The organism is Desulfosarcina widdelii, from assembly GCF_009688965.1.
GTDB lineage: Bacteria > Desulfobacterota > Desulfobacteria > Desulfobacterales > Desulfosarcinaceae > Desulfosarcina > Desulfosarcina widdelii.
Genome location: NZ_AP021875.1, coordinates 1,710,621 through 1,736,815, shown reverse-complemented (window position 1 = coordinate 1,736,815; position 26,195 = coordinate 1,710,621). Strand labels below are relative to the sequence as shown.

Annotated in this window: 25 protein-coding genes; 13 read left to right on the top strand and 12 right to left on the bottom strand. The window is 52.7% G+C overall.

Annotated features, from left to right (window positions below):
* Positions 1 to 118 precede the first annotated feature (118 nt).
* Together GN111_RS08035 and GN111_RS08030 are read left to right on the top strand one after the other, a co-directional pair.
* Positions 119 to 580, top strand: coding sequence for a (2Fe-2S)-binding protein (locus GN111_RS08035; protein WP_155303262.1), 462 nt, complete (start codon positions 119 to 121; stop codon positions 578 to 580).
* A gap of 3 nt (positions 581 to 583) precedes the next feature.
* Positions 584 to 2,731, top strand: coding sequence for a xanthine dehydrogenase family protein molybdopterin-binding subunit (locus tag GN111_RS08030; protein ID WP_155303261.1), 2,148 nt, complete (start codon positions 584 to 586; stop codon positions 2,729 to 2,731).
* Positions 2,732 to 2,743: 12 nt separating this feature from the next.
* On the opposite strand, the gene GN111_RS33855 is transcribed toward GN111_RS08030, so the two are convergent.
* Positions 2,744 to 2,905 (bottom strand): helix-turn-helix domain-containing protein, encoded by a 162-nt coding sequence (locus tag GN111_RS33855; RefSeq protein ID WP_269433848.1) that lies wholly within the window; start codon positions 2,903 to 2,905, stop codon positions 2,744 to 2,746.
* A 297-nt stretch (positions 2,906 to 3,202) separates the two neighbouring features.
* Here GN111_RS33855 and GN111_RS08020 point away from each other — a divergent pair, with 297 nt between their 5' ends.
* The 7 genes from GN111_RS08020 (at position 3,203) to GN111_RS34390 (ending at position 11,868) form a co-directional block, all read left to right on the top strand.
* Positions 3,203 to 5,164 (top strand): acetoacetate--CoA ligase, encoded by a 1,962-nt coding sequence (locus GN111_RS08020; RefSeq protein ID WP_155303260.1) that lies wholly within the window; start codon positions 3,203 to 3,205, stop codon positions 5,162 to 5,164.
* Positions 5,165 to 5,183: 19 nt separating this feature from the next.
* Entirely contained in the window at positions 5,184 to 6,563 is a 1,380-nt protein-coding gene (locus tag GN111_RS08015; protein ID WP_155303259.1) for an FAD-binding oxidoreductase, read from the top strand.
* 797 nt (positions 6,564 to 7,360) lie between these two features.
* The gene (locus GN111_RS08010; protein ID WP_155303258.1) at positions 7,361 to 7,621 is read left to right on the top strand and encodes a hypothetical protein; all 261 of its coding nucleotides are present in this window, start codon (positions 7,361 to 7,363) and stop codon (positions 7,619 to 7,621) included.
* 210 nt (positions 7,622 to 7,831) lie between these two features.
* Positions 7,832 to 8,320, top strand: a complete 489-nt coding sequence (locus tag GN111_RS08005; RefSeq protein ID WP_155303257.1) for a hypothetical protein — start codon at positions 7,832 to 7,834, stop codon at positions 8,318 to 8,320.
* A gap of 688 nt (positions 8,321 to 9,008) precedes the next feature.
* Positions 9,009 to 10,379 (top strand): group II intron reverse transcriptase/maturase, encoded by a 1,371-nt coding sequence (gene ltrA / locus GN111_RS08000; protein WP_176603279.1) that lies wholly within the window; start codon positions 9,009 to 9,011, stop codon positions 10,377 to 10,379.
* A 153-nt stretch (positions 10,380 to 10,532) separates the two neighbouring features.
* Positions 10,533 to 11,219: a hypothetical protein gene (locus tag GN111_RS07995; protein WP_155303256.1), complete on the top strand. Its 687-nt coding sequence runs from the start codon at positions 10,533 to 10,535 to the stop codon at positions 11,217 to 11,219.
* A gap of 466 nt (positions 11,220 to 11,685) precedes the next feature.
* The gene (locus GN111_RS34390) at positions 11,686 to 11,868 is read left to right on the top strand and encodes a VOC family protein (protein ID WP_170302189.1); all 183 of its coding nucleotides are present in this window, start codon (positions 11,686 to 11,688) and stop codon (positions 11,866 to 11,868) included.
* Between the two features lie 232 nt (positions 11,869 to 12,100).
* On the opposite strand, the gene GN111_RS07985 is transcribed toward GN111_RS34390, so the two are convergent.
* A complete protein-coding gene (locus GN111_RS07985) occupies positions 12,101 to 13,237 on the bottom strand; it encodes a saccharopine dehydrogenase family protein (RefSeq protein ID WP_155303255.1) in 1,137 nt (378 codons plus the stop codon).
* A 33-nt stretch (positions 13,238 to 13,270) separates the two neighbouring features.
* Between GN111_RS07985 and GN111_RS07980 the strand changes: the two genes are divergently transcribed.
* Entirely contained in the window at positions 13,271 to 13,456 is a 186-nt protein-coding gene (locus GN111_RS07980) for a hypothetical protein (protein ID WP_155303254.1), read from the top strand.
* A gap of 4 nt (positions 13,457 to 13,460) precedes the next feature.
* On the opposite strand, the gene GN111_RS07975 is transcribed toward GN111_RS07980, so the two are convergent.
* The 3 genes from GN111_RS07975 to GN111_RS07965 are packed head-to-tail and all read right to left on the bottom strand — an operon-like array spanning position 13,461 to position 16,952.
* Complete coding sequence (locus GN111_RS07975) at positions 13,461 to 14,774, bottom strand: bifunctional lysine ketoglutarate reductase /saccharopine dehydrogenase family protein (RefSeq protein WP_155303253.1); 1,314 nt, start codon at positions 14,772 to 14,774, stop codon at positions 13,461 to 13,463.
* A gap of 3 nt (positions 14,775 to 14,777) precedes the next feature.
* Positions 14,778 to 16,130: a saccharopine dehydrogenase C-terminal domain-containing protein gene (locus GN111_RS07970; RefSeq protein ID WP_155303252.1), complete on the bottom strand. Its 1,353-nt coding sequence runs from the start codon at positions 16,128 to 16,130 to the stop codon at positions 14,778 to 14,780.
* 33 nt (positions 16,131 to 16,163) lie between these two features.
* Entirely contained in the window at positions 16,164 to 16,952 is a 789-nt protein-coding gene (locus GN111_RS07965) for a TrmB family transcriptional regulator (RefSeq protein WP_155303251.1), read from the bottom strand.
* A 174-nt stretch (positions 16,953 to 17,126) separates the two neighbouring features.
* Between GN111_RS07965 and GN111_RS07960 the strand changes: the two genes are divergently transcribed.
* The 3 genes from GN111_RS07960 to GN111_RS07950 all read left to right on the top strand — a co-directional run bounded on the left by GN111_RS07960 (position 17,127) and on the right by GN111_RS07950 (position 19,700).
* Complete coding sequence (locus tag GN111_RS07960) at positions 17,127 to 17,486, top strand: hypothetical protein (RefSeq protein WP_155303250.1); 360 nt, start codon at positions 17,127 to 17,129, stop codon at positions 17,484 to 17,486.
* A 277-nt stretch (positions 17,487 to 17,763) separates the two neighbouring features.
* Positions 17,764 to 19,125: a PilZ domain-containing protein gene (locus GN111_RS07955; RefSeq protein WP_155303249.1), complete on the top strand. Its 1,362-nt coding sequence runs from the start codon at positions 17,764 to 17,766 to the stop codon at positions 19,123 to 19,125.
* 140 nt (positions 19,126 to 19,265) lie between these two features.
* Positions 19,266 to 19,700 (top strand): iron-sulfur cluster assembly scaffold protein, encoded by a 435-nt coding sequence (locus tag GN111_RS07950; RefSeq protein ID WP_155303248.1) that lies wholly within the window; start codon positions 19,266 to 19,268, stop codon positions 19,698 to 19,700.
* 147 nt (positions 19,701 to 19,847) lie between these two features.
* Here GN111_RS07950 and GN111_RS07945 read toward each other — a convergent pair whose 3' ends face one another.
* The 7 genes from GN111_RS07945 to GN111_RS07915 form a co-directional block, all read right to left on the bottom strand.
* A complete protein-coding gene (locus tag GN111_RS07945; protein WP_155303247.1) occupies positions 19,848 to 20,723 on the bottom strand; it encodes a nitroreductase family protein in 876 nt (291 codons plus the stop codon).
* A gap of 11 nt (positions 20,724 to 20,734) precedes the next feature.
* Entirely contained in the window at positions 20,735 to 21,430 is a 696-nt protein-coding gene (locus tag GN111_RS07940; RefSeq protein WP_155303246.1) for a DUF6989 domain-containing protein, read from the bottom strand.
* A 9-nt stretch (positions 21,431 to 21,439) separates the two neighbouring features.
* Positions 21,440 to 22,306: a DUF362 domain-containing protein gene (locus GN111_RS07935; RefSeq protein ID WP_155303245.1), complete on the bottom strand. Its 867-nt coding sequence runs from the start codon at positions 22,304 to 22,306 to the stop codon at positions 21,440 to 21,442.
* A 63-nt stretch (positions 22,307 to 22,369) separates the two neighbouring features.
* Positions 22,370 to 23,371 carry a 4Fe-4S dicluster domain-containing protein gene (locus GN111_RS07930; RefSeq protein ID WP_170302188.1) on the bottom strand — a complete coding sequence of 334 codons (1,002 nt, stop codon included), beginning with the start codon at positions 23,369 to 23,371 and terminating at the stop codon, positions 22,370 to 22,372.
* A 166-nt stretch (positions 23,372 to 23,537) separates the two neighbouring features.
* Positions 23,538 to 24,365 (bottom strand): hypothetical protein, encoded by an 828-nt coding sequence (locus GN111_RS07925; protein ID WP_155303243.1) that lies wholly within the window; start codon positions 24,363 to 24,365, stop codon positions 23,538 to 23,540.
* Between the two features lie 6 nt (positions 24,366 to 24,371).
* Positions 24,372 to 24,836, bottom strand: a complete 465-nt coding sequence (locus GN111_RS07920) for a Zn-ribbon domain-containing OB-fold protein (protein ID WP_155303242.1) — start codon at positions 24,834 to 24,836, stop codon at positions 24,372 to 24,374.
* A 140-nt stretch (positions 24,837 to 24,976) separates the two neighbouring features.
* Complete coding sequence (locus tag GN111_RS07915; protein WP_155303241.1) at positions 24,977 to 26,140, bottom strand: thiolase C-terminal domain-containing protein; 1,164 nt, start codon at positions 26,138 to 26,140, stop codon at positions 24,977 to 24,979.
* Positions 26,141 to 26,195: the final 55 nt, after the last annotated feature.

Below are 26,195 nucleotides of genomic sequence, written 5' to 3'. Positions count from 1 at the left end.
AATGCGACGGGTCATAATAACTGTGGATAAACAGGAAGTGGCCTCATAAATCTCTAATTTGATCGGATGCGATCGTCTCTGTTATACTACCCTGTCATCATACAACAAAGGAGGGCGTATGGTTACGTTAACGGTAAATGGTGAAAAGAAGCAGGTGGATGTTTCTCCTGAAACCCCATTGCTGTGGGTTCTGCGGGACAACCTGGGATTTACCAGCGTGAAATACACCTGCGGCATTGCCGAATGCGGCATGTGCACGGTCCTCATCAACGGTGAAGCCCAGCGTTCCTGTGTCGTCTCTGTTAAAGATGCTGAAGGAAGCGATATAACGACCATTGAGGGCTTGCCCGACGATCACCCGGTCAAGGTCGCCTGGATCGAAAAACAGGTGCCCCAGTGCGGATACTGCCAACCCGGCATCATGCTGCAGACCGTCGATTTTCTCTCCCGGGTTCCCAATCCGTCCGAAGCACAGATCGCTGAAGCCATGGATAACGTCATTTGCCGATGCGGTTCGCATCCCAGGATGAAAAAGGCCATCCGACTGGCTGCCGAAATGACTGCCAAACAAGGAGGGTAGACCATGAAAAGCGAAATGACGAGAAGAACGTTTTTGCAGCAAAGCAGCCTGGTGATTGCCGCTGCCACTTTTTCAAATTCCATAAGCCTGTTCAATGCATCTTTGGCAAGGGGCGCTTCATCGCTGCCGTTCAAGCCCCATGCGTTTCTGGAAATCTCGACCGATGACACGGTTACTGTCTGGGTGGGCCAGACCAATCTCGGTCAGGGAACCCATACCGGCATCCCCATGATTATTGCCGATGAACTGGACGCGGATTGGGAAACGGTGCAGGTAAAAATGGCCCTTGCCGCCGAGCCCTTTAAAAGTCCCGTGTGGCATGCACAAGCGACCGGTGGAAGCAGCAGTATCCGCCATCGATGGGATCTTCTCCGTAAGGTCGGCGCCGCCGCCCGGCAGATGCTGGTCGAGGCGGCTGCCGGGAAATGGGGGATTGACGGGAAAAAATGTGTTGCCCGGGAAGGGAAGGTCCTTCATCCGGACGGACGCAGCCTCACCTACGGGCAACTGGCTCAGGCTGCCGCAAAGCGCCCGGTGCCTGAAAATCCGACCCTGAAAGCCCCCAAAGAGTACCGCATTATCGGCACACCGAGAAAGCGCCTGGATATTCCCGAAAAGGTCATGGGGAAAACCGTTTTTGGCATGGATTTCAACGTGCCCGGCATGTGCATCGCCGTGGTAGCCCGCCCGCCCCGCTATGGCGCCTCGCTTCAATCCTATGATGAGAAGGCGGCCCTGGCAGTCAAAGGGGTCGTCAACGTAGTTCCCCTGGAGGGCAGGGTAGCTGTATGCGCGGAAACGACGTATGCCGCTATAAAGGGAAGAGAAGCGCTGGATGTCAGGTGGTCCGGCGCTTCCCATCCAGACCTCGATGATGACGCCATCGATGCGGTTTTCAAGGCCCACCTTGAGAAATCGGGGGCCGTGGCTGAAAAGCGTGGCGACACGGCCAAGGCCTTGGCCAATGCCGACAAGACTTTAGCGCAGTCGTACAAACTGCCTTACATCTCCCATGCCCAAGTGGAGCCCATCAACTGCACCGCCCACGTGGAAAAAACGCGCTGCCGGATATGGATGCCCACTCAGGGGCAAACCGCTACCCAGTCGACCACAGCCAAACTTACCGGCCTGCCTGTCGAAAAGGTGGAGGTCATGACCCTGCCGGCTGGCGGCGGTTTCGGCTTGCGAGGAGAACAGGATGCAGTTGTCGATTCGGTATTGCTGTCCAAAAGCCTGAACCGCCCGGTCAAGGTGATCTGGACCCGGGAGGACGATTTCGCCAACGACCGGTTCCGCCCGGCCAGTCAATGCAACATAAAGGCCGGGTTGGATAAAGACGGAAAGGTGATTGCCTGGTCGCACAAGGTGGCCGCCCCATCGGTCATGAGCCGATTGATGCCCCAGGCGGTGCAAAACGGCATCGACCCGGATGCGGTTCATGGCCTCGGGGATATGCCCTATGCTTTCACCAACCTCAATGTGAACTATGCGATGGTGGACCTTCCCATTACGGTGGGATGGTGGCGTTCGGTGGGGTACTCGGTAAATGCTTTTGCCGTGGAATCTTTCATGGATGAGCTGGCCCATGCCGCCGGCAAGGACCCGGTTGCGTTCCGATTGGCGCACATGGAAAAAGGCTCCAGGGCCCATGGTGTGCTATCCCTGGCAGCCGAAAAAGGCGGGTGGAATTTGCCGGTTCCCGAAGGCCGTGCAAGAGGCGTTGCCGTAACCGCATGTTTTGAATCTTTTGCCGCCCACATGGCCGAGGTGTCGGTTGGAGAAAAAGGGAGCATCCGCGTGCACAGGATCGTCTGCGCGATAGACTGCGGTACCGCCGTATATCCGGACGCGATCCGGGCCCAGGCCGAAAGCGGGGTGATTATGGGATTGAGCACGGCGTTTTATGAGAAGATCCGTTTTTCGGACGGCGGCGTGAAGACGGCCAACTATGACGAATACCGGGTGCTGACCATTTCCGAAGTACCTGAAATTGAAGTCTACATTGCGGAAAACGATCTCAAGGCCGGAGGAGTGGGTGAACCTGTTTTCCCATCGGTGGCCCCGGCCGTGGCCAATGCGATATTCAAGGCCACCGGCGTCCGGCTAAGGGAGCTTCCTTTCCGGCGGGAATTGCTGGTGAAAAGTGGATAATCCTCATTAACTTTAGCCGACGCTTCCTATATGCAACCCATATTTGCGTAACTTTTTGTACAACTGTGTTCGGTGTATACCCAGCCGACGGGCGGCCTCGGACTTATTGTTTCCCGATTCCTTTAGCGCCAGAAGGATGGTGTCCCGCTCGGCATTTTTCGTAACCTCTTTGATAGAGAGGGGAGGGGCTTCCTTGCGCAGCCTGCGCTTCTTTAATTTTAAAAAGGCATAACGCCTATTTTAGTAAAGAGGAACTTGAACGACAGCCTTGATGGCTGTTATTCTCATTACAAATCTGATGGTTTCGCAAAAAGTCGATAATTCCATCCTATCGTCATTCCGGCGAAGGCCGGAATCCAGTTGTTTAAATACATTCTGGATGCCGGATCAAGTCCGGCATGACGAGCCGGGCACTTTTTACGAGTTCATCAAATCTGGCCCAACCCGTAAAATCGTTATTTAGGAGGCAGCATGAACGATCCGAAAAAGCTCTGGCAGCCATCGGCGGCCTTTACCGGGAAGTCCAACATGGTGCGCTTCATGAACGAGGTCAACCGGCGCCACGGCCTTTCCCTTTCCACTTACGGGGAGCTGTGGCAATGGTCCGTGGACCACATCCCTGAGTTCTGGAACCTTTTCTGGGAGTTTGCCGGCATCATCGCCAGCAAGCCCTATGACCAGGTGGTGGACGATCCCGGCAAGATGCCCGGGGCCAAATGGTTTGCCGGCGCCGAACTGAACTTCGCCGAGAACCTGCTGCGCTTCCGGGACGACGAAACGGCCCTGGTTTTCCAGGGAGAAGGCCAGTCTTTGGTGTCGTACACCTACAAGCAGTTGTACGACGAGGTCAGCCGCATGGCCCAGGCCCTTGCGGCTGCCGGCGTCCAGAAGGGCGACCGGGTGGCCGGATTCATGCCCAACATGCCCCAGGCCATCATTGCCATGCTGGCCGCGGTGAGCCTGGGCGCCATCTGGTCTTCGTCCTCCCCGGACTTCGGCATCAAGGGGGTGCTGGACCGCTTCGGCCAGATCGAACCCAAGGTGCTCTTTACGGCCGACGGCTATTTCTACAACGGCAAATCCTTCGACAGCCTCGAAAAGGTGGGCGGCATCTTAAAGCAGCTTCCCATGGTGGAAAAGGTGGTCGTGGTGGGTTACACAACCGATCAGCCGGATCTGTCCAAGGTGCCCAACGCCGTTTTCTGGGAGTCTTTTCTGGCCCCCTACACGCCAGCCGAGATCGAATTCGTGCAGGTGCCGGCCGAACATCCCCTTTACGTGATGTATTCTTCCGGCACCACGGGCAAACCCAAATGCATGGTCCAGAGCCATGCCGGCATTCTGACCAACCAGCTCAAAGAACACCTCCTGCACTGCGACCTGCGGCGTGAGGACGTGCTGTTCTATTTCACCACCTGCGGCTGGATGATGTGGAACTGGCTGGTCTGCGGCCTGGGCGTGGGGACCACCCTGGTGCTGTACGACGGTTCGCCCTTTTATCCCGGCCCGGAAGTGCTCTGGAAGCTGGCCGAGAAGGTTGGGATGACCATTTTCGGCACCAGCGCCAAGTATATCTCGGCCCTGGACGAGGCCGGCTACAAGCCCGGCAGCGACTGCAACCTGGAAAAGCTTCGCATGATCTGCTCCACCGGCTCGCCCCTGGCCGTATCGGGCTTCGAGTACGCCTACCGCGAAATCAAATCCAACATGCAGCTGGCCTCCATCAGCGGCGGCACGGACCTCAACGGCTGTTTCGCCCTGGGCAACCCCATGCTGCCGGTCCACGCCGGAGAACTGCAGGGGCCCGGGTTGGCGCTCAAGGTGCACGCCTTTAACGACGACGGTGTGCCGGTCACCGACGAAACCGGCGAACTGGTCTGCGCAGCGGCCTTTCCCAGCATGCCGGTCTACTTCTGGAATGACCCGGACGGCGAGCGATACCAGAACGCCTACTTCACCAAGTATCCGGGGGTCTGGACCCACGGGGATTTTATCAGCGTCAACGGCAGGACCGGCGGCATCACCATCTACGGCCGCAGCGACGCGACCCTCAATCCGGGCGGGGTGCGCATCGGCACCGCCGATATCTACACGGCCCTGGAATCGCTGGAGGCCGTGACGGACAGCGTGGTGGTCGGCCAGCAATGGGACGACGATGTGCGGGTAGTTCTGTTCGTCACCCTGGCCAAGGGCGTCGAACTGGATGACGCGCTGATCAAAGAGATCAAGACGACCATCCGGATGGCCTGCAGCCCGCGCCATGTGCCGGCCAAGGTGATCCAGGTGCAGGAGATTCCTTACACCATCAACATGAAGAAGGTGGAGCTGGCCGTGCGCAACGTCATTCACGGAAAGCCGGTGACCAACCGCGACGCCCTGGCCAACCCGAATTGCCTCGGCGAGTATGAAGGCTTAGACGAACTGAAGCAGTAGTGATTCCCGGGAGAAGAACATGGATCAATTCAACCAACAACAAATAGGCGCCCTAAGCGCTTTTGTGGAACCGGATCGCTTTTCCACCGGTCAGTCCAATCGTGAAATGCATACCAAGGATATTTCTCCTCACCAGGGCAAGCTGCCCGCTGGTATCATCTGGCCGCTGACAACAGAGGAAACCTCCGCCATACTTGTCTATACCTATGCCCAGGGCATTCCCGTGACCCCCTGGGGAGCCGGCACCAGTACCGAAGGCAACCCTTTGCCGGTGATGGGAGGTTTGGTTATGGACATGACCCGGATGGACCGGATCATTGCCATTCGGCCGGCGGATCTTCAGGCAGATGTTCAACCCGGTGTATTTCGCAAAACGCTCAACAAAAACGCCGCCCGGGCGGGTCTTTTTTTTCCTCCGGACCCGGGTGCCGATGCCACCATTGGGGGGATGATCGCCAACAACGCCTCAGGTGTGCAAACCATCAAATACGGTGCCACCAAAGACTATGTGATGCGGCTGGTGGTGGTGCTCCCCGACGGCAGAGTGATTCATACCGGCGGAAAAGCGCACAAATCTTCTTCCGGGTACGACCTTACGCGGCTTTTTGTCGGGTCCGAGGGAACGCTGGGCGTGGTGACCGAAGCCACGTTGAAGCTGACCGGCATCCCCGTTGTTCATTTGGCGGCGACGGTCACATTCGAAACTCTGGAAGCGGCATCAAAGACCGTGGCGGTGTTGATGGGATCGGGACTGGAACCGGCAGCACTGGAGCTGCTCACACCGGAACTCATCGCCCTGATGAACCGGGAAAAGAGCCTCGGCATCGAAGAGAAACCGTCCCTGTTTTGTGAATTTCACGGTATCAGCGAGGCAGCCCTGAAAGAGACCGCCGATCTGGCCCAAGAACTGTGCCGGGACGGCGGTGCCGTTACCTTTAAAACCGGCGTGACGGAGAAAGAGAGAAGGGAGTTGTGGCGGGCGCGCCACGAGGCCTGGGAGACCATTCACCGGGCATTTCCCGGAAGAGAAACCATTATCGTGGATGCCGCGGTACCCATCTCCGACTATCCCGAGATGGTTGTCTTCTCGCAACGGCAATTGGATGAGAAAAAAGCCTTGGGTTTTGTTTTCGGTCACGCCGGAGACGGCAACCTTCATGTGGTAATGGTGGGCGATCCATCCGACGAACGGGAATGGACGGCCCTGGAGGAAATCAATGATACGATTGTCCATAGGGCCGTAGAGTTGGGCGGCACCTGTACTGGCGAACATGGCATCGGCATCGGAAAGCGCAAGTTCATGCAACTGGAGCATGGAGAAGGGTATGATTTGATGAAACAGATCAAGTCGACCATTGATCCAAAGGGGCTGATGAATCCGGGGAAAATGTTTCTATAGCCTAAGTTGAAAACCACCTGGGGGCGATAGGCACCCGGGTGGTCTTCATTTTCGAACACACAGTAAAAAGGCTTCGCAGATTTTTACACGCGTAGCAAAAGCATCTATTCCCACCGTAGTATCCATTGAAGCCTATTTTCAGTAACCCCTTTTCATTACACATCAGTTAAATCGGTTTTAGGATTGAATAAATCTGTCTTGTTGCTGTCTGAAAATATCGTATGCTCTATTCACCGGTTAGCCCGATAGATAGATAAATTAAATATATCTGGGATCAAGCCAAATTTGATATACGGGTGTTGTACTCTGTATCATTGCAAAACCAACTATCGCTTGGATTTTATAGGAATCATCTGCACTCGATATGAAAAGGGCCGATAAAATTTGTCAAGCGGCCTTTATGTTTTAGTATCTACCCGGAATGTTGACTAATAGTGTCCATTCTAACATTTTTTCCGTAGTCACCTGGATAAGTTGATATCATCTGGCGAACATTTACCGGCGATTATTTTGAATATTATACCAATAATTTAGAGCGATTTTAATGGTGGGTTTTAATCATGGAACGTAAAATAGACGTCAATATATCCATCCAAAATGAGACGTAAAATAGACGTTTTTTGTAATAGATTGCAAAAGGTAAAAAACAGCAAAACGCTTTATGGTATAGATATTATAAGGTATTTGTCCAATTTGAAAGATTTCTTGCAGAGAAGGAATTATATTTGCTTTCTTAGAATACGGTTGGATGACATGTAAATCAGACGTCTAAGTAATATCAATAATAGGTGTCAAAAGTGAAATCTAAGATGAAATTTTTTGCTGCACTGTTAATCACAATAGCCATTGATGGCTGCATCAATTTAATGTTAATAACAAGACACCATTCGTACATCAACGATAAAGAAATCATAAATGGCGAACTGAACTTCACATATAATGCAGGAGTTCATTTAATCGAAAAAATCATGAAGAAAAACAACATCAAAAGAGAAGAAGCAACGATAAAATTTCTAAATATGCAAATTTTAAAAGAAAGTATTTGTTCAAGCGGTTAACAAATTAAACGATAAGGAATCACCAGAAATGGTGACGCATTCAGATATTTAAAATGTGGTGTCTCAAATAATGAAGACACCTAACCAACTAATTAATCGGACGGAAAAAATGTCTACACAAATTTGAAAAACAAAAACTAAAATTGCGGTGTTCTTTAAGCAATTCGTCGCCGCCGCTTATCATTAACCATTATATGTCTGAAGTAAATAATGGTCAAACATATAATCATAATTTTTAGTTTGGTTTGTATTATGGCATGTTCTCAAAAAAACGCTTATGAATACCGAGGAAAGATAGGTGAAGGTGGCGGTGAACACTCAATTGGACAAAGCTCTTGGAAATATGAAAGTGGCAATTTTATTGTAAATGGTGGTGATGCAGGTAAGTTATATTACATGATTATTTCAGATGCACCTTGGGGATCATTTGAGGCATTTGATTACCCACCCAACAGTCCAGGATATAAAGGTGGCGGATTTGAATTAATTAAAGATGGTAAGGTGTCTTATTTCCGCTTCAAGAAAAACCAACTTCTCATTTTAATGGTTTCCATGGATCTGTCGGTAGTTCATGAATACTTGAATATAACACCTGAAGATTGGAGAGCCTTTATGCAACCATACGCGAATAGTTTAAAAGATACCGATTATGATCAAATAAAACAGTTTTTTCAGAGAAAAATAAAAGGTGGCAGATAACCTTTGCTTTAAGCGGGATTTTTGCTGCGCTGCCGCTACGCAAAAGCCCCTTAAGATTACGTTATCGCGCCGAGCAAAGCTCGGCGCATCTTGCAGGGTGCAAGTCCCTGTCGGGAGGAAAGACAGTAATGGCTTTCTGTAAGGGTTAGCCACCCACCCGTATCGAGCCTTGGGTCCATGGCGGAGATACTCACCGATCATTGTAAGTGTCGGACGCCGATGTTTTTTTCGGCTGGAAACGAGCCGCGACCCGGGAAAAACCGGTGCCATTCGCGGAAGGACTCACCCCACTGAACGATCAATGGAGAAGAGGGTATCGAACAAGATGGACTAAGCGTAGGCAGAGAATCCTGTAGGCCGCAGGGGTGATCGCGCACCCTGAAGTGCTGGTACAGCTTCGAAATGCAACTTGCGGACGCCGAGGGTTTTAACGTGCGCCGAAGGCAAAACAGAAGCATCCGATTTGGCGAGGATGTGGAGGTCCGCCGGAGTCATCAGGCCGTGGCATGCAGGAAGAGATGCGTCGCAGAACTCGGGAAGCCTCAAAGGTTCCAGGAAAAGCATGGTACACTACAGTGCTGAAATGTTGAGTCCCTGGTGGGAGGAAAGTCGGCCGTCCGACCGACCTCTATATACCGATGGGGTGTCTTATCAGGCATACTACTCAGAGGTGGGGAAAGCCCATCACATGGGGAAGGACCTGACGGAAGTACGTAGCCCGCAAAGGAAACTCGTACCGGACAAAGTCGGGCTGGAGAAATACGAGCCAACCTCACTGCGGGGAATAGCAATTAAGTCTAAAGAGCGTGCAAAACACCGATTTCAGAACCTGTACCGGTGCCTGAACTACCGATTCCTTTTAAGTTGCTGGGCGGAATTGAACAAAAACGCAGCCAGCGGTGTGGATCGAGTGACGGCGGAGGCCTACAAGGAAAACCTGGAGGCCAACGTCAAGGCACAGGCGAAGCGACTGAAACAGAGGCGGTACCGTGCCAAACTGGTGCGGCGATGTTACATTCCGAAGGAGAACGGTAAAGAGAGGCCGCTGGGTATCCCGGCGCTTGAGGACAGGCTGTTGCAACTGGCCTGTGCCAAGATCCTGTCAACGATCTTCGAGGCGGACTTCGTGGAAACCAGCTACGGTTACAGGCCCAACCGAAGCGCCCGAGAGGCGATCGAGGATTTACAGTTCAACCTCCAATTCGGTAAGTATGGGTACATCGTAGAGGCTGATATCAAAGGCTTCTTTGACAATATCGACCACGACTGGCTGTTGCGGATGCTCCGCGAGCGAATCGACGATGCCGCCTTTCTGAGCCTGATCCGCAAGTGGTTGAAGGCCGGTATCCTGGACACGGACGGGAAAATTATCCACCCGGAATCGGGAACGCCACAAGGTGGGGTCGTCTCCCCCGTACTGGCAAATATCTACCTTCATTTCGCTCTGGACCTGTGGTTCGAAAAACGGGTTAAGATCAACTGCAGGGGCAATGCGTTTATCCTCCGGTACGCCGACGACTTCATCTGTGCCTTTCAATATCGGGATGATGCCCGGCGGTTTTACTACGAACTCCCCGAGAGGTTGGCCAATTTCAACCTTTCAGTGGCACCTGAAAAGACCGCACTGTTACGGTTTAGCCGCTTCCATCCGGGAATGGAAAGGCGAATCGTCTTTCTGGGGTTTGAAACCTATTGGATGGAAGACAGCAGCGGTGCCGTTAAGGTAAGACAACGGACGGCTCGCAAAAAGCTGCAAGGAGCCTGCAGGCGTATAAAGGAATGGATCAAGGAGAATCGGCATCTGAAAGGACGCGAATTTATAAAGGCGCTGAACCGCCGGTTGCAAGGGCATTACAATTATTACAATATCCCTGGAAACCTGGAATCAATATGGCGCTTTTATTTTTGGGCGTTGGAATGTGCATTCAAATGGCTGAATCGCCGAGGAGGCAAACGCAAGAGCTTCACTTGGAGGATATTTAACAAGGCCATTGAACTATTAGGCATAGCCAAACCAAAGATGCGGATTGTCAACCGCCAACATCGAGTATTTGCATAAACGAACGACTTACGCGAAGGCGAGTACAACCGAGGAACCGGATGCGGGAAAACCGCACGTCCGGGTCTGTACGGGGGGCGCTGGGTAACCAGCGTTCCTACCGTGAGATAATAGAAAAATAACTTTACGATTGATTTTTCATATATAAAACTTATGAAGAATAACAAAAATTACCATCAGCATTTTATTGGCATTTTATTCATTATAATATTGTTATCATTTTTTCTGGGGTGCGTAGTAATACTACCACCAATAAAAGGTAACTTATTTTATTCTGATGGAAAAACTCCTGTAAAAGATGCGTACGTAATTTGTTTTAATTCTATATATCCACTTTCAGAGGCTATTAATGTCGGTGGAGCTAACAGTGATTTTCATTCAGTTGAAGTTGTAAAAACCAATAATGATGGCAAATTTTATTTGAGTTCATATATCAATATCGGCTTGCCTCTATGGGACACCAGAGAATTTTTGATATACAAACCAGGATATTCAGTTTTACGATATTTTCAATCAGGAATATTTACATTTGTAGATATGAATATTAAAAAATATCCTTGGGATAAAAAATGCCTTGCAAAAAGGAAATTTGTCCTTTCTAATAGTTTTGATAATGCTTACAACAATATTGGATATGTAAGTATAAATATTAATTACTTCGCCGACCATTTTAAACATAATAAAAAAGAAGAATATCACAAGAACTTAGATGATTTTCGTGATATCTACGAATGCCTTATCAAAGATTATGAAAAAACCATAAATATGAAAACGCAAAAATCGCAATATATTGATAATGAAATTGAAAATATGCGTTATTTGTTAAATATTAAGAAATGAAATTGAAAAAACAAATCATTATAAGACAATCGCTAATAACTGCTTACACACGGACCGGGCGGGCAGTTGCATTTTCCTCAAACACTGTATTTACTTTTATTTCAATATTTTTTGAAGCTATATACAAGGAAAACTCGACAGTCAGGTGTAGCGAAACCTTATAGATATAATGATAAAGAAATTATTCAAAAAGAAAACAGCTAATAGGTTTCCAGATCGTATTAGGCTGACAATTTAAAACCTTGATAACTGGCCATCTTTTAAGAAAATGCATCATGAAGGCAAAGTAGTTTTTGATAAAAAGGCAGCCTACGTTATCCTCATGGTGCTCCAGTTGGAGACCTTTGATTTTGGGTGGTATGTTAATCTTTAATGCGGAAATCCAAATTCATCATTACAGTTCATATCACTACAACAGGAGCACCACAAACTCAGCAACGGTGATGGTCTTATTTACAATTTCAAATTGGATAATGTTGATGTAGTTCATGAAAGATTCATTAATGAGGGATTGGAGGTTGTTGTTCCTCTCGAAGATCATCCGTGGGAAGATAGAAGGTTTGGCATTAAAGATCCAAATGGAATAACTGTTTATCTTTATGAAGACAGAGATCTTTCATTTGAATTCAGCCAGTACCATGTCGGCTGAGCCGAAATTGTCGTATCACAAGGTACCTATAGTTACAGATAAGAGGTCGATGTAAGGCGGGTTTTTCATTCCACCAAAACTATTGATTACAAAGCCTTATGCCAATTTTCGTCTGGTTACAGACAGATAATTCACATTTCGGCCTATCGTCAATTCTTGCGATGGCCACCTTAAATAAAAACCGCCCGGGTGCACAAGGCATCCGGGCGGTTTTTTTTCAGTTGCACGGCTATTAGATCTCTTCCACCGACTCCTTGTAGACAACGCCGCGGTCGGCCAGGCCTTTAAGGATAAAATTCATGCAGTCTGCCCGGGCACCGATGGTTTCCGGCGCGATCACCCCCTTTTCGGTAAAGAGTCCTTCCAGGAGCATTCGGGCGGTTACCGTGGCCGTGTAGCCGGTGGTGCGGGCCATGGAGTGGACCTTGGTGACCGGATCGTAGCGGTCGAACATATCCCAGGTGAAACACGTGCGCTTGCCGTCCTTTTCTCCCTGAACCACAATCTGCATCAGCGTGAGGTCAACTTCGCCTTTGTTCAGCTTCCACATGGGAAAGAGCAGTTTTGCGGTCATGTCCACCGGGCGAATTTTTACCCCGTTGATCTCGACGGGTTCGGTATCGAAGAAGCCCGATTCTCGCAGCATGATCATCTTCTCGATGTGGCCCGGGTAGCGCAGGGTTTTCTCTTTCATGTTGGGAATTTTCAGGTTCTTGTACAACGAACGCAGGCCGTCGGTATTGAATGCTTCGAGGGTGCCGATGCCGGGAAAGTCGATGTACTCGGGATCGCTTAAGGCCGGCCGCTCGACCAGGGCTCCGTTTTCCATGTAAAAGGCAGGACGTGTGTATTCCTCGATTACATCGATGGGAGAGAAGACAGCCTTGTATTCATATGGCCACTGGCGGATTTCCGGAAGCCCGCCGACATAAATGATGGCCGAATCGGTTTTGTCCAACTGGCTGTGGCTGTAGCTCATCAGCATGTTGCTCATGCCCGGTGCGACACCGCAATCCACTACCGCGGTGACGCCGTTTTCTTTGGCCAGGTCATCCAGCGTAAAGGGGTCCTCGGGGCAAAAGGCGATGTCGACCACATTCTTTTTGGCTTCGATGATGGTCTTCAACGCAGCAAAACCCATGAAGCCGGGAACGGCATTGATGACCATATGCGCCGGTGCGATGATCCGGTTGATCGTCGCCGGATCGGAAAGATCGGCCTGAACGGTTTCGATGCCGCTGGTTCCGTCAAGTCTGGAAAGAGCATTTTCGCTGATGTCGGCGACGGTCACCCGGTGGGCGCCGTCGGCGGCCAGATCGATTGCCATGGGGCCGCCGACCAAGCCGGCGCCCAGAACGATAATATGCATGTAAATTCTCCGTGTAAGTTTGTTGGTTTTCAGATGGATAGAAATAAAACGCTGCCGGTGCGCTGCGGGCAGTTCACGCCACCGACGGCGAATGGGTCTGCTATTCCGGGGATTCGCCCGGCGATAACGGCATTACAAACCCGAAAAACGGTTGAGGTGGGCGATGACAAAGCGGTTTTCCGCGAGTTGGCCGGTTTCCAAATATTTCATGATTGGTGAGACGTCAGCCATCTATATATTCCTGCAAGTAGCTGAACCGCTCGGTCAGTTTGCCATTGTATACGATGGTCGCCCGCTGAAGCTCGGGCGTCAACCCGGAGGTCTCGAGACTGGCGTGATAGTCGGCCTTGAGCAGCGCCGGCAAAAACGGCTTGAGCTGGTTGCTGAAAAAGGTTGACGAGTCGTTGGGCAATTCACAGGGAAGATTGTCCACAGCCAGCATTACGATTCCTTTCCCTGTGTGGCCGTCGCTGACGGTGCCGGCAAGCGGGTCCACCCGATAGGCCGGCATGTCGCTGCTGGTGGACTTGACGTTGCATTCGATGGATCCGTGCGTGTCGCAGGAGATGTCGGCGATTCCGGCCAGTTTCATTTCCGGGCCGGCCTGGGCCAGGCGCTTCAGCCCTTGCCAGGTGACAAACCGGGGGTACCGCTCTTCCCAATAAACCGCGTTGACCAGCAGGGTGAAGCTGGGCAGGAATTGTTCGAAGCGGCTCTTGTAGCGTTCAGGCTGAGTAAAATACTCATTCAGATCGAACGCGGCGCCGGGGGCCGTCGGTTCGACCAGGTCCTGCTCCTTGAACACCGTCAGGTAAACGGTGTGGCGATTTCCGTGCCCTTCGCTGACGAATGTGTTGATTTCATCGGCAGGAATCCGCTGGACGGGCAGGCATTCGAAAATCTCCTGGGCACCGCCTGAGACGTTGCCGTAGCCCAGGATACCGATCGTAAACGGGCACAGCGGTTCGGGAAAACCCTCCTTTTGGATGACTCGGCCGATGTCGGCCAGGTGCTTGCGGGCCGCTTCCACGGAATCGTACTGATGGGCCCTGCAGACGGCGGCAAACGGAGTGTCGATGTCTTTCACGGCCCAGTACTCGCCCATGAGGGAAAGGATGTCGATGGCCCCGGCATGTCCGGCATAGGGACCGAAGTAGATCAGGCGGCGCTCTTTATCGTCGGTGATCTTTTCGTAATCGATGAGGGTGGAGCCGCTGTCCATGATCCGCTTGAGCAGCGGCATGTTGTCCTTCTGTCCCTTGATGGTATGGGAAAAAAAGACATAGGTTTTGTCGTCCACGAGCTTTTCGATAGGAATTTCCTTGACCCCCAGAATGACATCGCCGTCGGCCATGCCCTGGCAGCTGGCGGCCCCGGCCTCGGCGTATTGTTTTTGAGTGAAAAAGCGCTTGTCGGACGCTTCTACAAAAGCCCGGGCGCCGGTCTCCCGGATGGTGGCTTCCAGGTCCGCCGGCACGACCGGTGCCCGGCGTTCCCAGCGGTTCTTGTCTTCGGCCCGGATCAGCAGTTTTTTCATGTTTCAGTCTCCCCAATAGCTGCGTTCGTCGGTATCCAGATTGGATCGTTTTTCATTGAATCGAATGCCCAGCCGTTGGCATTCGTCCAGGATGGGTTCGTAAATCTCGGCGTGAACCGGTCTGAGTACACCGGTACGGTCGATTTTTCCATCCGCCAGCAGCGCAGCGGAAATGGCTACCGGGTAGCCAACGGTGCGCGACATGGAGCTGTCCCCCCCGGGGATGCCGCAATCGATGAGCGTGGACTGGATGCGCTGGCGCGGCATGTCGGGGTAGAGGGCCTCGAATTCGTGATGCATCACCAGAAGGTCCATTTCGCCCTTGTCATACACCAGGCGATTTTTCAACGTGTGGGCGAACATGTCGAAAACCGATGCCGTACCGATCTTCAGCCGGCGATCGGATAGCAATCCCAGCCACTCCAGTTTCTTGAGGGTCAAAGAGTAATCGGGAATTTTCAGGTAAGCGGCCACACCGGCCCGCACATCCTCCTGGCGGCAGTTGACCATGTTGGCCAGCACCTCGCGGGGCGAGACTTCATCGAAATCGAATTTCATTTTGCGGTTGAGCAGTCCTAATTGCTTGATGAAATCCCAGGTTTCGCAGTAACCCACGTTGCGCAGGGTGCCGCGGTAAATGCCGGAGGCATCCTCAATACCGTAAATGTCGAGGTAGGGCAAGGCATCCCGGTTGACATAGGCCTCGAACACCCCGGCACCGGGAACACTTTTGAGCCAATAATGCCGGAACAGCTCTTCTCCGGGCACTTCGATCACCTTGCCATGCTCCTTGTAGCGTCCGTCGTTGGTGGCCGCCATCATGGCCCCTTCGGGGCTCCAGGAGAATTTGTACCCCAGCGGATTGTTGTTGCTCTCCAGGGCCGGCAGTCCGCCGCAGTAGGAAAAGAAACTGTCGATGCGTCCACCTTCTTTTCTCACTGCATCGATGATTTTCATGGCGGACATGTGATCCAGCCCTGGGTCCACGCCCACTTCATTAAGAAATATCAGTCCCTTGTCACGGACATCGCGGTCCATGGCCTGCATCTCTTCTTTTACATAGGAGGCGGTGACCAGATGCCTGCCGTGCGCCAGGCAGAGTCGGGCAATGACCGGGTGAAGGGTCCAGGGCAGCAGGCTGACGACAATGTCGGTCTTTTCGACCATCCCTGCAAGCCGGGTATGGTCGTTTACATCCAGGGCAACGGCTTGGCCGTTGGCATGATCCCCAACGATGGCCGCTGCTTTTTCGGCCTCCTGGTCGGCCAGGATCACCTGCAGATCTTTTCTATCCAGCAGGTATCGGACGGCAGGCCGGGCTACGAGGCCGGCGCCCAGCACGAGGATTGTTTTCATGACACCCTCCTTACAGGCGATTTTCCGAACCGCCTACATATCTTCCTGAATGATTTCATACAACCTTGTTTCCTCTTCGTCCAACACCTGGTGCAGGGTGTGGGTTTTGTATAGAAAATAGTGGAAAAAGTCATGGCGCAGGCTGTCCCGGCCGGAGATGACGAACCACCGATTGCGGCCCCAGTTGATACGCGACGTTTCGATATTTTCCGGGACGAACATGCCGCCCATGAATTCCTCCTTGTCCACCACCAGGTCGAAGGATCGGCCACCAAGATACTGTTCCACGGTTTCATGCTGTGGGTGAACCACCTGGATGGAAAAGGTTTTGGCAAAGGGCGCCATGAAGATGCATTTTACCTGAACCCCTCTGCGCTCGGCCTTTTTCAGGGGATCGACGAGGCTTTCGGCTTCTTCGGGAAACAAACGGATATAGATCTCCGAACTTGCCGAGACAATCATTTCTCTGGCCTTGCCCAGCGCCCGTCGATATCCGGTCATCGTCCAGATGAAATCGTGTTCGGCCGGTTCCCGGAATTCATCGGCCAGGGTTTCCAGGCGGGCGAGGTCTTTTTCATGGTTGCGCCGCAGCAGTTTGATCAACTCGTCAGGGGGCAGGGGGGCGAAAAGTCCCTTGCCGACCTCGTTTACGAATCCATTTGCCTTGAGTGTCCGCAAAACGTCGTAGATGCGGGCGCGGGCAATGCCCGAGCGCTTGCTCAACTGGGAACCGTTGACGGGATGGTGCTGCAGCAGCGTCAGGTAGGTGTGGATGGCGTTATCGGACAAACCGATCTGTTTCAGATTATAGGATTTTTGCATCGCCTTTTCCAGTGTTGTCACGTTCGGTACAACACTTTTCGATTATCAGCGCCCATCGCTGTTGTCAAGCGGATGTCGGCGAAACATTTTATCGTTGAATTGTAGATTCCCTGCCGGTATCATCTTAAAAACGAGAGTGTTAGGCATAAACCGCCTCTAAAGGAGGACAATTCCATGGTTCCCAACCACCGATATTCTTTTTTCTCCGGCAGTATCCTTGCGTTGATTATCCTCGTGACAGTCTTTTCGCTCGGGTGCGCTTTAAGACCGACGGTGGCGGGCAAATGGCAGGATGTTAAAGGACCGGCAACCGTTCGTTTCGGAGCCGATGGTGTTTTTCATGCGGTGGACAACGAAGGCATGGCGGTTTCCGGAACCTACCGTTTGAAGGGTAACGACGAAATCCAGTTCGAAGTCAACCACGATGAAGCACGGCCCGAGGTCATCCGGGCCCGCATGGTCCTTGAGGAGGACCGCATGGTGCTGATTTTCCCCGGCGATGATGAAGTCCAGACCTATCGACGCCTGCCCTGATGGATGGAGCCTTTCCTGCCATACCTGCGGCGACCTTATTTTTGACCCTCTTGCCAACCATTTGACGCCGGCCTGCCCTGTGGCAGGTTGGGGCGATCATTAGACGCCCCGATACCGTGGTCTTTTTTCCCCTTATTGACGATGCCGCCCAGTGGCATGGAATTTGTACCGGTCTTCTCCAGACCTTGGATCGTTGATCGGAATATAGCGAATACCATTTCGACGCCCTCGGCCGGGCGAGGCAGCCGGACCGATGGGCAGTTGACGGGGAGCGAGAATGCCTTTTTTTACGGGAAAGGGAAATATGGGACAGGAAGCGAGTCTGAAACTGCTGGATCTTGGATCGGATGCCACCATCGATGACGCCAACCGGGCGTACGGCTACCTTCACCGGATGATCGACATGTTTCACAAGGAAGCCGGAGAAGAGGACCGGGGCAACCGGGAAGAGGACATGGACATGTTGACCTGCGCCTACGAAAAGGCGATTGCCTTCATCTCCGACCGCGACCCGTCATCGGGGCTGCAGGAATCGGCGTCTTCTCCGGAACTGAAGGCGGCTGCCGCTGAAAGCGCAGATCTTCATTTCACCGTCAATTTTCCCGCTGATTCGAATCAGAGAGGCGCCTTGATCGACAATTCCCTGCCCGAGCCGAACCATCGGACTATTCAAGATGCGATTTCCATCACCGCGCGGCGCCTGCGGCAGACAGAGGCCGCCCTGCCCGAGGCCCGTGAGGCGGTAGACGCGGCCTCGACTGCGGCCCGAACCGCAAGCCGCCAACATGAGCGGGCCCGGCAGGCCCGCGTCAACGCAGAAATCGCTGCCAAATCGGCAAAAAGCCGGGTGCTGCTGCTGGAGATCGAGGCCAAGCGCGCCATGGAAGAGGCCATTGCCGTGGCAGAAAAAGCCCGTGACCGGGTAGTAGGGGCACGACAGGCGGCCAACCAGGCCAGACAGGAAGCGCAAAACGCCCATAAGGAGGCCGAACGCGTCCGGCAGTCGGAAGAGACGGCCGCCGCTCAGGTCGTTTGTGCCGAAGACCACCTGGAAAAGGAAAAAACCCGACTGCAGGCGTTGACCCACACCCTGCTGCAAACCCGCGAGCGCATGCGACTGTTTGCGAATACAGGCATGGACACCCAAGATCCGGGTAAAGAAGCGCCAGTCGTGGCTCAGAAAAAGCCAGTGTATGACCGTGATGATGATCCCGAACAAAGCGATCGCCAGCGAGTTCTGGACGACCTGATGGAAATCGAAGCTTCGCTTCAATCCAGAAAACAGGGCCCCGGCAGTTCTCAACCCATTGTCGATACATCTAAAGAAGCGGTCGACCTCGAATCCGAACGAAGGCGGCACCCGCGAGTCGTCTACCCGCCGCACTGTTGCCCGGTGCTTTCCATGGAGGGGCGATCCATTCCCATCATCGACATGAGCACCGCCGGTATGCGACTGTCGCCGGACGTTGCCGCACCCGACCTGCGCATTGTTCGCGGTATGGTGGTGTTTGACGATGGCCAGCCGCTATCGGTGACGGGCAAGGTCGTTCGACAGGATGATCGCGGCTTGGGACTGAAACTGGTCACCCGTATCGGCAACCGTATAATAGACCGGGAACGCATGCGCCTTTGTGCCTGAAACGGATGCTTTTTTGGGCATTTCCCCGCATCGGTTTGAGGCTGCCGGTTTTTTGCCGCGGTGTCTTGACAGCGTTGAAAGAAAGGCTTATTTGTTCTGTTCCGAAAATAACCAATGCGGGTTTTTTGAAGGGACGGAACATGACACAGATCCAGGCAGCGGTTTCAGACGAGGCCAAATCGATCGAGGAGATGCTGACCGCATCCGGCTATTCCAAAACGGCTATTGCATACTACATCAATAAACCGCACATGGGGCATATTTCCGATGCGGATATCGCCTCCAATATGACCGGCACCTGTGGCGACACCATGGGGATCACCATACGGATGAACGATGGCATCATCGAAGATGCCAAATACCAGGTAATGGGATGCGCCGGTGCCATCTCCGCCGCCATGGCGGTGGTGGACCTGATCAAAGGCAAGGACCTGGACTACGCCCGCTCCATCGATGACGGTACGGTGTTCAAGGTGCTCCAGGAGATTCCCGTCAAAAAGCATCACTGCATCCAACTCGCCGTCAAAACCCTGCACAAGGCGCTGGACGCCCACAATCTGAAGCAGTCCGCCTGAGTTTCTTTCCGACAGAGAAATCAAAGGCCGCCACCGGATCGATGCCGGCGGCGGCCTTTTCATTTTTTTTAGATAGAGCCCATCCAGAAATGGCCAATTCGCCCGATATCTTTGTTGCGCGAATAATTTTATTTGTTTTTTTAAGATTTATTCCTTGCCTACCCATGAGACCACATAAGTGGTCTGTTTTGGGATTTTACCAATGTTCGGTATCTCAAAATGCCATTTCCCGACTATACCGATATCAACTGCCGTCATTTCAAAATGACACATGGCAATGCCCATATCCACTCGTTGTAGGTCCGCCATGCCAAAAAGGATGCTATTTCGAGTCTTATATCCTTTTGAACGCTGCATATAAAAATGGAATCTGTTGTTGTCCGTCTCTTTGATAATCCGCCATGGTTGTCGATTTGATGCTGATGGACCTATTCTCACCATTTCCAAGGGGATATTCCATTTTTCAGAGCTTTTGTTTGATAGCGGACAGGTAAACATGTTCTCAAAAAAAAGTGTTTCCCATTGTTTCCTGTTGTCCGCACCAGCGCCGAATCGCATGGTTTTTTCAATCAGACTTCTACGAGGCGCTATATTGCCGATAGCCGCTACTGCGGGTATTGATTCGGCAGGTTCAACTCTAATTTCATCGGCAAACGTACTTTTTGTAAATGTCCCGCCCAGCCAACAGGTTCCGAGACCCAAGCGCGTAGCAAACAGTATATTTTTTTCCATGGCGTATCCGAAATCTTCAAGATTGTTCGGACCGCCTTTTACGGCACCTATGATAAACCCTGGAGTATTTTTAATAACCCCATATGTACCCAAATTTTTCAAATCGTTTTTTTCAGCTGCTGTAGCGGCAGTCAGTTTGAATCTTACTCTGGTCCCAAACGGCCCGGTCAGGTTTTCAGATAAAAAAGATTTTAAAGAAATCTGCTGATCTTCGCTGATAGGGGATTTTGTGTAGGTCCTGCAAGAATATCGTTTTCTGATGACTTCCGTGACCGGCTGTTTCACTGTCATACAATATCCTCTCAGGAAAAAGAGGGAATCAGGATTTCCTCAATGAGGAAATAGAATATGGAAAGGCTGCCGGTATACAATTGCATCACCAGGAAGGCCGCAGGAACTTTCAGCCAGCATTTGTGTACACGGATGAATTCGTAGGCCAGATAAACGGAAAGACCCAGGATGATTTCGGGAACAATCAGATAGACGGCGATATGCCCGATCATTGTGACATTGACTGCATACCAGGATGGAATCCGCCACATGGTCTCTTCCGATGCACCGAATATCAGGAGAGATAAACCGGCCACCGCCCACAATGCAACTGCTGAGGAATAGCGGTCGCGGACGGCTTTTCCGAAAAAGATGATCATAAAGAACGGGATCGTCCACAAACCGGCCATATAGCCGGAGACAACCCCGATTTTAAACAGCCCGTCTTCCGGAAAAACAAGCACACCCAACTGCGCGGATAAAAACCAGTCCGGAAGTACCTGAAATAGACTGGTAAACAGGGAAAATAGCCAGATATCAAACCAACGCTCTTTTGGGTGACGCAGCCCAATGACCGGCATGACAATGTTATACAGGATAACCAGGATAAACAGCCTTACGCCGGCGGCCAGATTCAGCGGCAGGGCCAGCAAGCCGACACAGATGATTGAATAAAGCAGATGGAAGAATAGCGCTTCCCGTTCAATGGGGGTCAATTTGCTCATCATTTCCACTGTTCAAGTCATTTTTCGCTGTGTCAGGTCCTGATCGATTTTCAACGGCAGGTCTGAGATCTCCCTGACCCTTTGCAGGAGCTGTTGAAACATTTCCTCTTCATTTTCCATCGTCAATGAGATCGCACCTTGGGCGCAATTGTTTACACAGAACCCACATCCGGCGCAGGCATCCCCGATCGTTGCCGTATTTCCCCGTAATGTGATCGCCGAGACGAAACAGCTCTCGATACAGGTGCCACAGGCTTTGCATCTGGCCGGATCGATCCGGACGGAAAGACCGGGCAGTTTCCGGTAGGCGCCAGCCAGGGATGGGCCTCTGCGTTTCATGAATGACCGGTATATGCACTGATCATCATCACAGAAGCACACAAAGAGAAGCCGGTTGAATTGGGTCAACTGGAACGCAAGGGCATCGATCCATACGTGGGCGATGTTGGCAACCAGGCCCGCTTTTGCGGCTTTACGAATATGTTCGACGGCCTCTTCTGTATTGACCCGGCGGCCATGGGAGGGATGAATCCTGGCAATGGCCGGTCCGAAGGCCATGCATCCGATATGTAAACGGGGGCTGTTTCTGTTTTTGACGCCGGCGCAATGACATTCATCCATCAGAAAAATCTCGTCGATTTCGGAGACCAGCCGCTCTACCAGTTTCATCGGCAGTGCAAGGTTGTCGGGGGCTTTAATCGTGGCGTGGATGGGTATTGACGTCAGTTCGTTGTGAGGGCGTTTAAAAAAAGGATAAATGAGCCATTTCAGCACCGGAACGTCACTGAATTTTTTTCCATATCGAATCAGCGGCCATGACAGCCTGACCTGCCATCGGACCAGTTTGAGGTTCGGGCCATATTTGAAAATGTTAAACACGTTCTCTCCTCCGGGTTGTTGCAGCGGCACAATTCTGCTGTCGACCGGATGTATGAAAAGGATTCATCTGTCAAAAATCCCTTTTTTAAGCGGCACCCACCAAGTGAATCCATAAAGCATGGTTTTAATCAACATTCTTTGCGGGCTGAGGCCGAGTTCTCTCCCAAGCTTGAAGGTGCCAGGCAGTTCCGATACGTGAATGACGATCAGGGCCAGAAACAGTCCCCAGGCTTTCAGAGGGCTTTCCGGAAAAAGGATCTGGCCGCCGAAAACGGACAAGGCCCACAGCCCGATCGATCCTGTCATCAGCAGAATCCAGAAGGTTTTATTCGATGTCATACCTTGTTCCTCATTGGTTTGAAAATCGGATTCATAGTCGATTCTTTGCCTGATCCTGCCTTGCAGTTCCTCAACCGCATCATCAACACTGTCAATCGAAGCCGAAATCGCCTTTTCCGGACAAAGGGATACACATAGTCCGCATCCTTTGCATTTTTTATCATCCCTTACGATCCGTCCGTTCTCGATCGACAGAGCATTCATAAAACAGGAATCGACACAGGTTTTACACAGCGTACACGTTTGGTGGTCAGTTGTGAGTTCAAGTCCCTTTAACCTGACAATTCGCCTGGCCACCTCTTCAGGTAAATATTTTCCTGAATTCAACACGGTACAGCAGCAACTGCAACAGAAACAGACGGCCAGAAGTCGCCCTCTGTCTTTGACACCCCAAATCAGGTTGTCAACCTTAACACGGCCAACCATGGGAACAAGTCCGTCTTCGACACAGCGGTGCATGTGTTTAATGGCTTGCTTTTTGGAAACATGATGAGCAATACGGGGATCAATCTCTTCTGTTCCGGCCCCAAGTTGAATACATCCCAACTCGATGGAATGGTTGTCACATTTTCGCTCGTCCCTGCAGGTACAGCGTTTAATGATGACACGATGCGCAGAACGTTCGATTAGCTCCTCGAGAACCCGCTCGGGCAGGTAGGTGCTCTGTGGCCCCGATATCGTTTTGTTAATGGGGATATGCGTGACATTGAAGTTTTTTTCCGACATCAGGGGAAGTGCCGTTTTGGCAACCAGGCCACCGACAATCGGCCATTGCGTCGCCCTGGCGCTTTTCCATGTGATCGGCCAGATTTTGGCCAGAACATAAAGCCACCATTCCGGTCTTTTAGACATATTTTCTCCTTATAAATAAGGATTTGTCATAACGTCTCCACTATCGGATTTGGATTCCCGCCAGGTCCATGAGTTCGGGAGCTTGCTGCCAGACCTTGAAGGCGTCCCAGCGGTCCATGGCCGGTTTTTGGCTGGCGAATCGGAAGAAGTTCGTTTCCTTTCCCGGTCGGGTTCCGCCCATGATGATGGTGTGCGCTTCCCTGACCGGTACGTCCGTTGCCAGGGCGATGGCACCGATATCGTCAATTTCCAGAGGCAGGGCAGGGGGCCGTGTCCGGTCGGCGATCCAGTGGGCAATGCGATGGGGGCTTCGGGTGATCTTCGTTGAAAGGATTTCGCCGATGCCGGCCAACCCGTCGGTGGCCAGTACGATGGCGGGCCGGGAGCCGTTCAGGGGTTGGGTCGTCACCGCATTGGGGTGTCTGCTGCGTCCGGCAAAGTTCATGTCCGACCGGGTTTGAAAAATGACCTTGCCGTCGTTCGGGTTCAGGAAGGTAACAGTCGAGTCGCCGTTGTTGGCCAGCATGGCTGCCGGTCCGTTCTCTCTGTTTACCAGCACCACGCAGCTCAAGGTGGTTTTGTGGATGTATTTTTGCCGGGACCAGACCCGATCCAGCAGGGCGTTGAAGGTATTTTCGTCTCCGGGAGGACCGTTTTCGGCGATGGCCGCGGCCAGGCGCTCGAGCAGCAGCCGGGAGGCCTGGGGAAACCGTTCGGTGGCGTCGGCCACGGCAAAGACGCGGTGATGGAAATCCAGCAGCAGGCAGTCTCCGTTGCCGTATCCGCAGCGAACCTTTTCCGTTCCGGTGACCAGGCAGGCCCCCAGTTTGTCAGGCAGGCAGATGGAGCGCCGGTAGGGGTTCAGCATGCCGGCTTATTCGACGATCCGGAAGTACTGAATGTCCTTGATCGTTCCCTTGCGCTCGTCGGCGAACACGGGTTCCACGCGCGCTCCGATGACCACCTTGGATTCGTCCTGAATGTCGATATAATGCTGAAACAGGGTATCGGCGCCGTCCAGGCGGATGAATCCGTAGCCGTAGGGTACCGGCTTCTGTTCCCCGGTTTCGGGATCGATGAAGGCGTAGCGCAGGATGGTAAAGGTGCCGATGGTGCCTCCGGGGCCGACTTCCACGAATTCGTCCATTTCGACGAAACAGGCACCGCAGACCCGGCGGGGCGGAATGTACACCTTCCCGCATTTGGGGCACTTGACGGCCATGAAGCGCCGGTTGTCCCGCAGTTCCTGCAAAAAGAGGCTGCCGTGTCGTCCCACGGCGTAGTTGAACGGTTGTCTGGCCGGTCCCGATTCGATGATGACAGGGTCGGTGTTTGGCATGGTGGGTTCCTTTTTAATCGGTGAACAGTGATCTGTGAACGGTGAACAGTGAGGGGTGGACTGTGGTTGGTGATTTTGGAATGCTGGCGATAGCCTTCCGTTCACGGTTCACTGATCACGCGCTCACACGCTCGCGTGCGCTAGAATTCCGGTTTTCTCCGGCCATGGAGCAGAATGTCCGACCAGAAGCAGCCGCCGAATCCAGTGCTCATGGCCAAGTTCACGTCGGGCACCTGACGGCCTTCGGCCTTGCCCATTACCTGCATGGCGGCCTCGGCGCAGCGAATCAGGCCCGTGGCGCCGATGGGGTTGCAGGCGATCACGCCCCCGGAGGGGTTGATGGGGATCTCGCCCCCCATGTCCGTGGCGCCGCTCCAGATGAACTCGGCGCCCTTGCCATGTTCGGCCAGTCCCAGATCCTCGATCCACATAATGCCGGCAAAAGAGTAGGGCTGATACAGTTCGATTACACCGATCTCCTTGGCCGGCTCTTTGATGCCGGTCTTTTTATAGATCTCCCGGGCCGCGGCGGCCATGGAGTCCAGGCGGCCGAAATTGCTGTCTCCCAGATAGGTGTAGGTGTGCCGGTTGGCCGTGGCCCAGATCCAGTCGGGCGTGGCGGTGATTTTCTCGGCTACCTGTTCCCCGGCCATGATCACGGCGCAGGCGCCGTCGGTGCGGGGGCAGACATCCAGCAGATGGATGGGGTCCGCCAGCATGGGCGAGGCCAGCACCTCATCAATAGTCACTTCCTTGCGCAACTGGGTGTGGGGGTTGTTGCAGGCGTGTTTGCGGTCGCGCACCGAAACGCGGGCGCCGTCGCGGTCCGTGGCGCCGTATTTGGCCATGTAGGCCTGGGCTTCGGCGGCCAGACCCGAGATGGCGCCGGCAAAGACCAGGCGGTCCCAGACCGGATCGAAGGCCGTGGTAATGGCACCGGTGGTGTCCGACTCCGAGTTCTTCTCCCAACCGATGACCAGCACCCGGTCGAACAGGCTCGAGGCCACCATGTGATAGCCGCCGATGGCCAGGGTGCTGCCGGTGGTGCCGCCTGTGGTGAGCTTGATGACCGGTTTCATGAAGCCGCCGGAGCCGTCGACGCTCCAGCAGTCCACATAGTTGATGCCCTCGAAGTGGTCCATGTTGCCGATCACAATGGCATCGATTTCGTCGATACTCAGGTCGGCATCGGCAAGTGCGGCCTGGACCGCCTCGTTGATCAGTTCCTGCCCGTTGACGTCGGGACGATGGCTTTTATGAAATGTCTGTCCAGTACCGACGATGGCGACACGTTGTTTGCTCATGGGTTTTCTTTCTGTGATCGATTCCCTTAAAAGATGTAAATTGAAATCATGCGAA

Excerpts from the sequence above, each read along its gene's own strand:
- GN111_RS08035 (WP_155303262.1), top strand. The coding sequence starts at position 119 with ATGGTTACGTTAACGGTAAATGGTGAAAAGAAGCAGGTGGATGTTTCT.
- GN111_RS08030 (WP_155303261.1), top strand. The coding sequence starts at position 584 with ATGAAAAGCGAAATGACGAGAAGAACGTTTTTGCAGCAAAGCAGCCTG.
- GN111_RS08020 (WP_155303260.1), top strand. The coding sequence starts at position 3,203 with ATGAACGATCCGAAAAAGCTCTGGCAGCCATCGGCGGCCTTTACCGGG.
- GN111_RS08015 (WP_155303259.1), top strand. The coding sequence starts at position 5,184 with ATGGATCAATTCAACCAACAACAAATAGGCGCCCTAAGCGCTTTTGTG.
- GN111_RS08005 (WP_155303257.1), top strand. The coding sequence starts at position 7,832 with ATGGTCAAACATATAATCATAATTTTTAGTTTGGTTTGTATTATGGCA.
- ltrA (WP_176603279.1), top strand. The coding sequence starts at position 9,009 with ATGGGGAAGGACCTGACGGAAGTACGTAGCCCGCAAAGGAAACTCGTA.
- GN111_RS07995 (WP_155303256.1), top strand. The coding sequence starts at position 10,533 with ATGAAGAATAACAAAAATTACCATCAGCATTTTATTGGCATTTTATTC.
- GN111_RS07985 (WP_155303255.1), bottom strand. The coding sequence starts at position 13,237 with ATGCATATTATCGTTCTGGGCGCCGGCTTGGTCGGCGGCCCCATGGCA.
- GN111_RS07980 (WP_155303254.1), top strand. The coding sequence starts at position 13,271 with ATGGATAGAAATAAAACGCTGCCGGTGCGCTGCGGGCAGTTCACGCCA.
- GN111_RS07975 (WP_155303253.1), bottom strand. The coding sequence starts at position 14,774 with ATGAAAAAACTGCTGATCCGGGCCGAAGACAAGAACCGCTGGGAACGC.
- GN111_RS07970 (WP_155303252.1), bottom strand. The coding sequence starts at position 16,130 with ATGAAAACAATCCTCGTGCTGGGCGCCGGCCTCGTAGCCCGGCCTGCC.
- GN111_RS07965 (WP_155303251.1), bottom strand. The coding sequence starts at position 16,952 with ATGCAAAAATCCTATAATCTGAAACAGATCGGTTTGTCCGATAACGCC.
- GN111_RS07960 (WP_155303250.1), top strand. The coding sequence starts at position 17,127 with ATGGTTCCCAACCACCGATATTCTTTTTTCTCCGGCAGTATCCTTGCG.
- GN111_RS07955 (WP_155303249.1), top strand. The coding sequence starts at position 17,764 with ATGCCTTTTTTTACGGGAAAGGGAAATATGGGACAGGAAGCGAGTCTG.
- GN111_RS07950 (WP_155303248.1), top strand. The coding sequence starts at position 19,266 with ATGACACAGATCCAGGCAGCGGTTTCAGACGAGGCCAAATCGATCGAG.
- GN111_RS07945 (WP_155303247.1), bottom strand. The coding sequence starts at position 20,723 with ATGACAGTGAAACAGCCGGTCACGGAAGTCATCAGAAAACGATATTCT.
- GN111_RS07940 (WP_155303246.1), bottom strand. The coding sequence starts at position 21,430 with ATGATGAGCAAATTGACCCCCATTGAACGGGAAGCGCTATTCTTCCAT.
- GN111_RS07930 (WP_170302188.1), bottom strand. The coding sequence starts at position 23,371 with ATGTCGGAAAAAAACTTCAATGTCACGCATATCCCCATTAACAAAACG.
- GN111_RS07925 (WP_155303243.1), bottom strand. The coding sequence starts at position 24,365 with ATGCTGAACCCCTACCGGCGCTCCATCTGCCTGCCTGACAAACTGGGG.
- GN111_RS07920 (WP_155303242.1), bottom strand. The coding sequence starts at position 24,836 with ATGCCAAACACCGACCCTGTCATCATCGAATCGGGACCGGCCAGACAA.
- GN111_RS07915 (WP_155303241.1), bottom strand. The coding sequence starts at position 26,140 with ATGAGCAAACAACGTGTCGCCATCGTCGGTACTGGACAGACATTTCAT.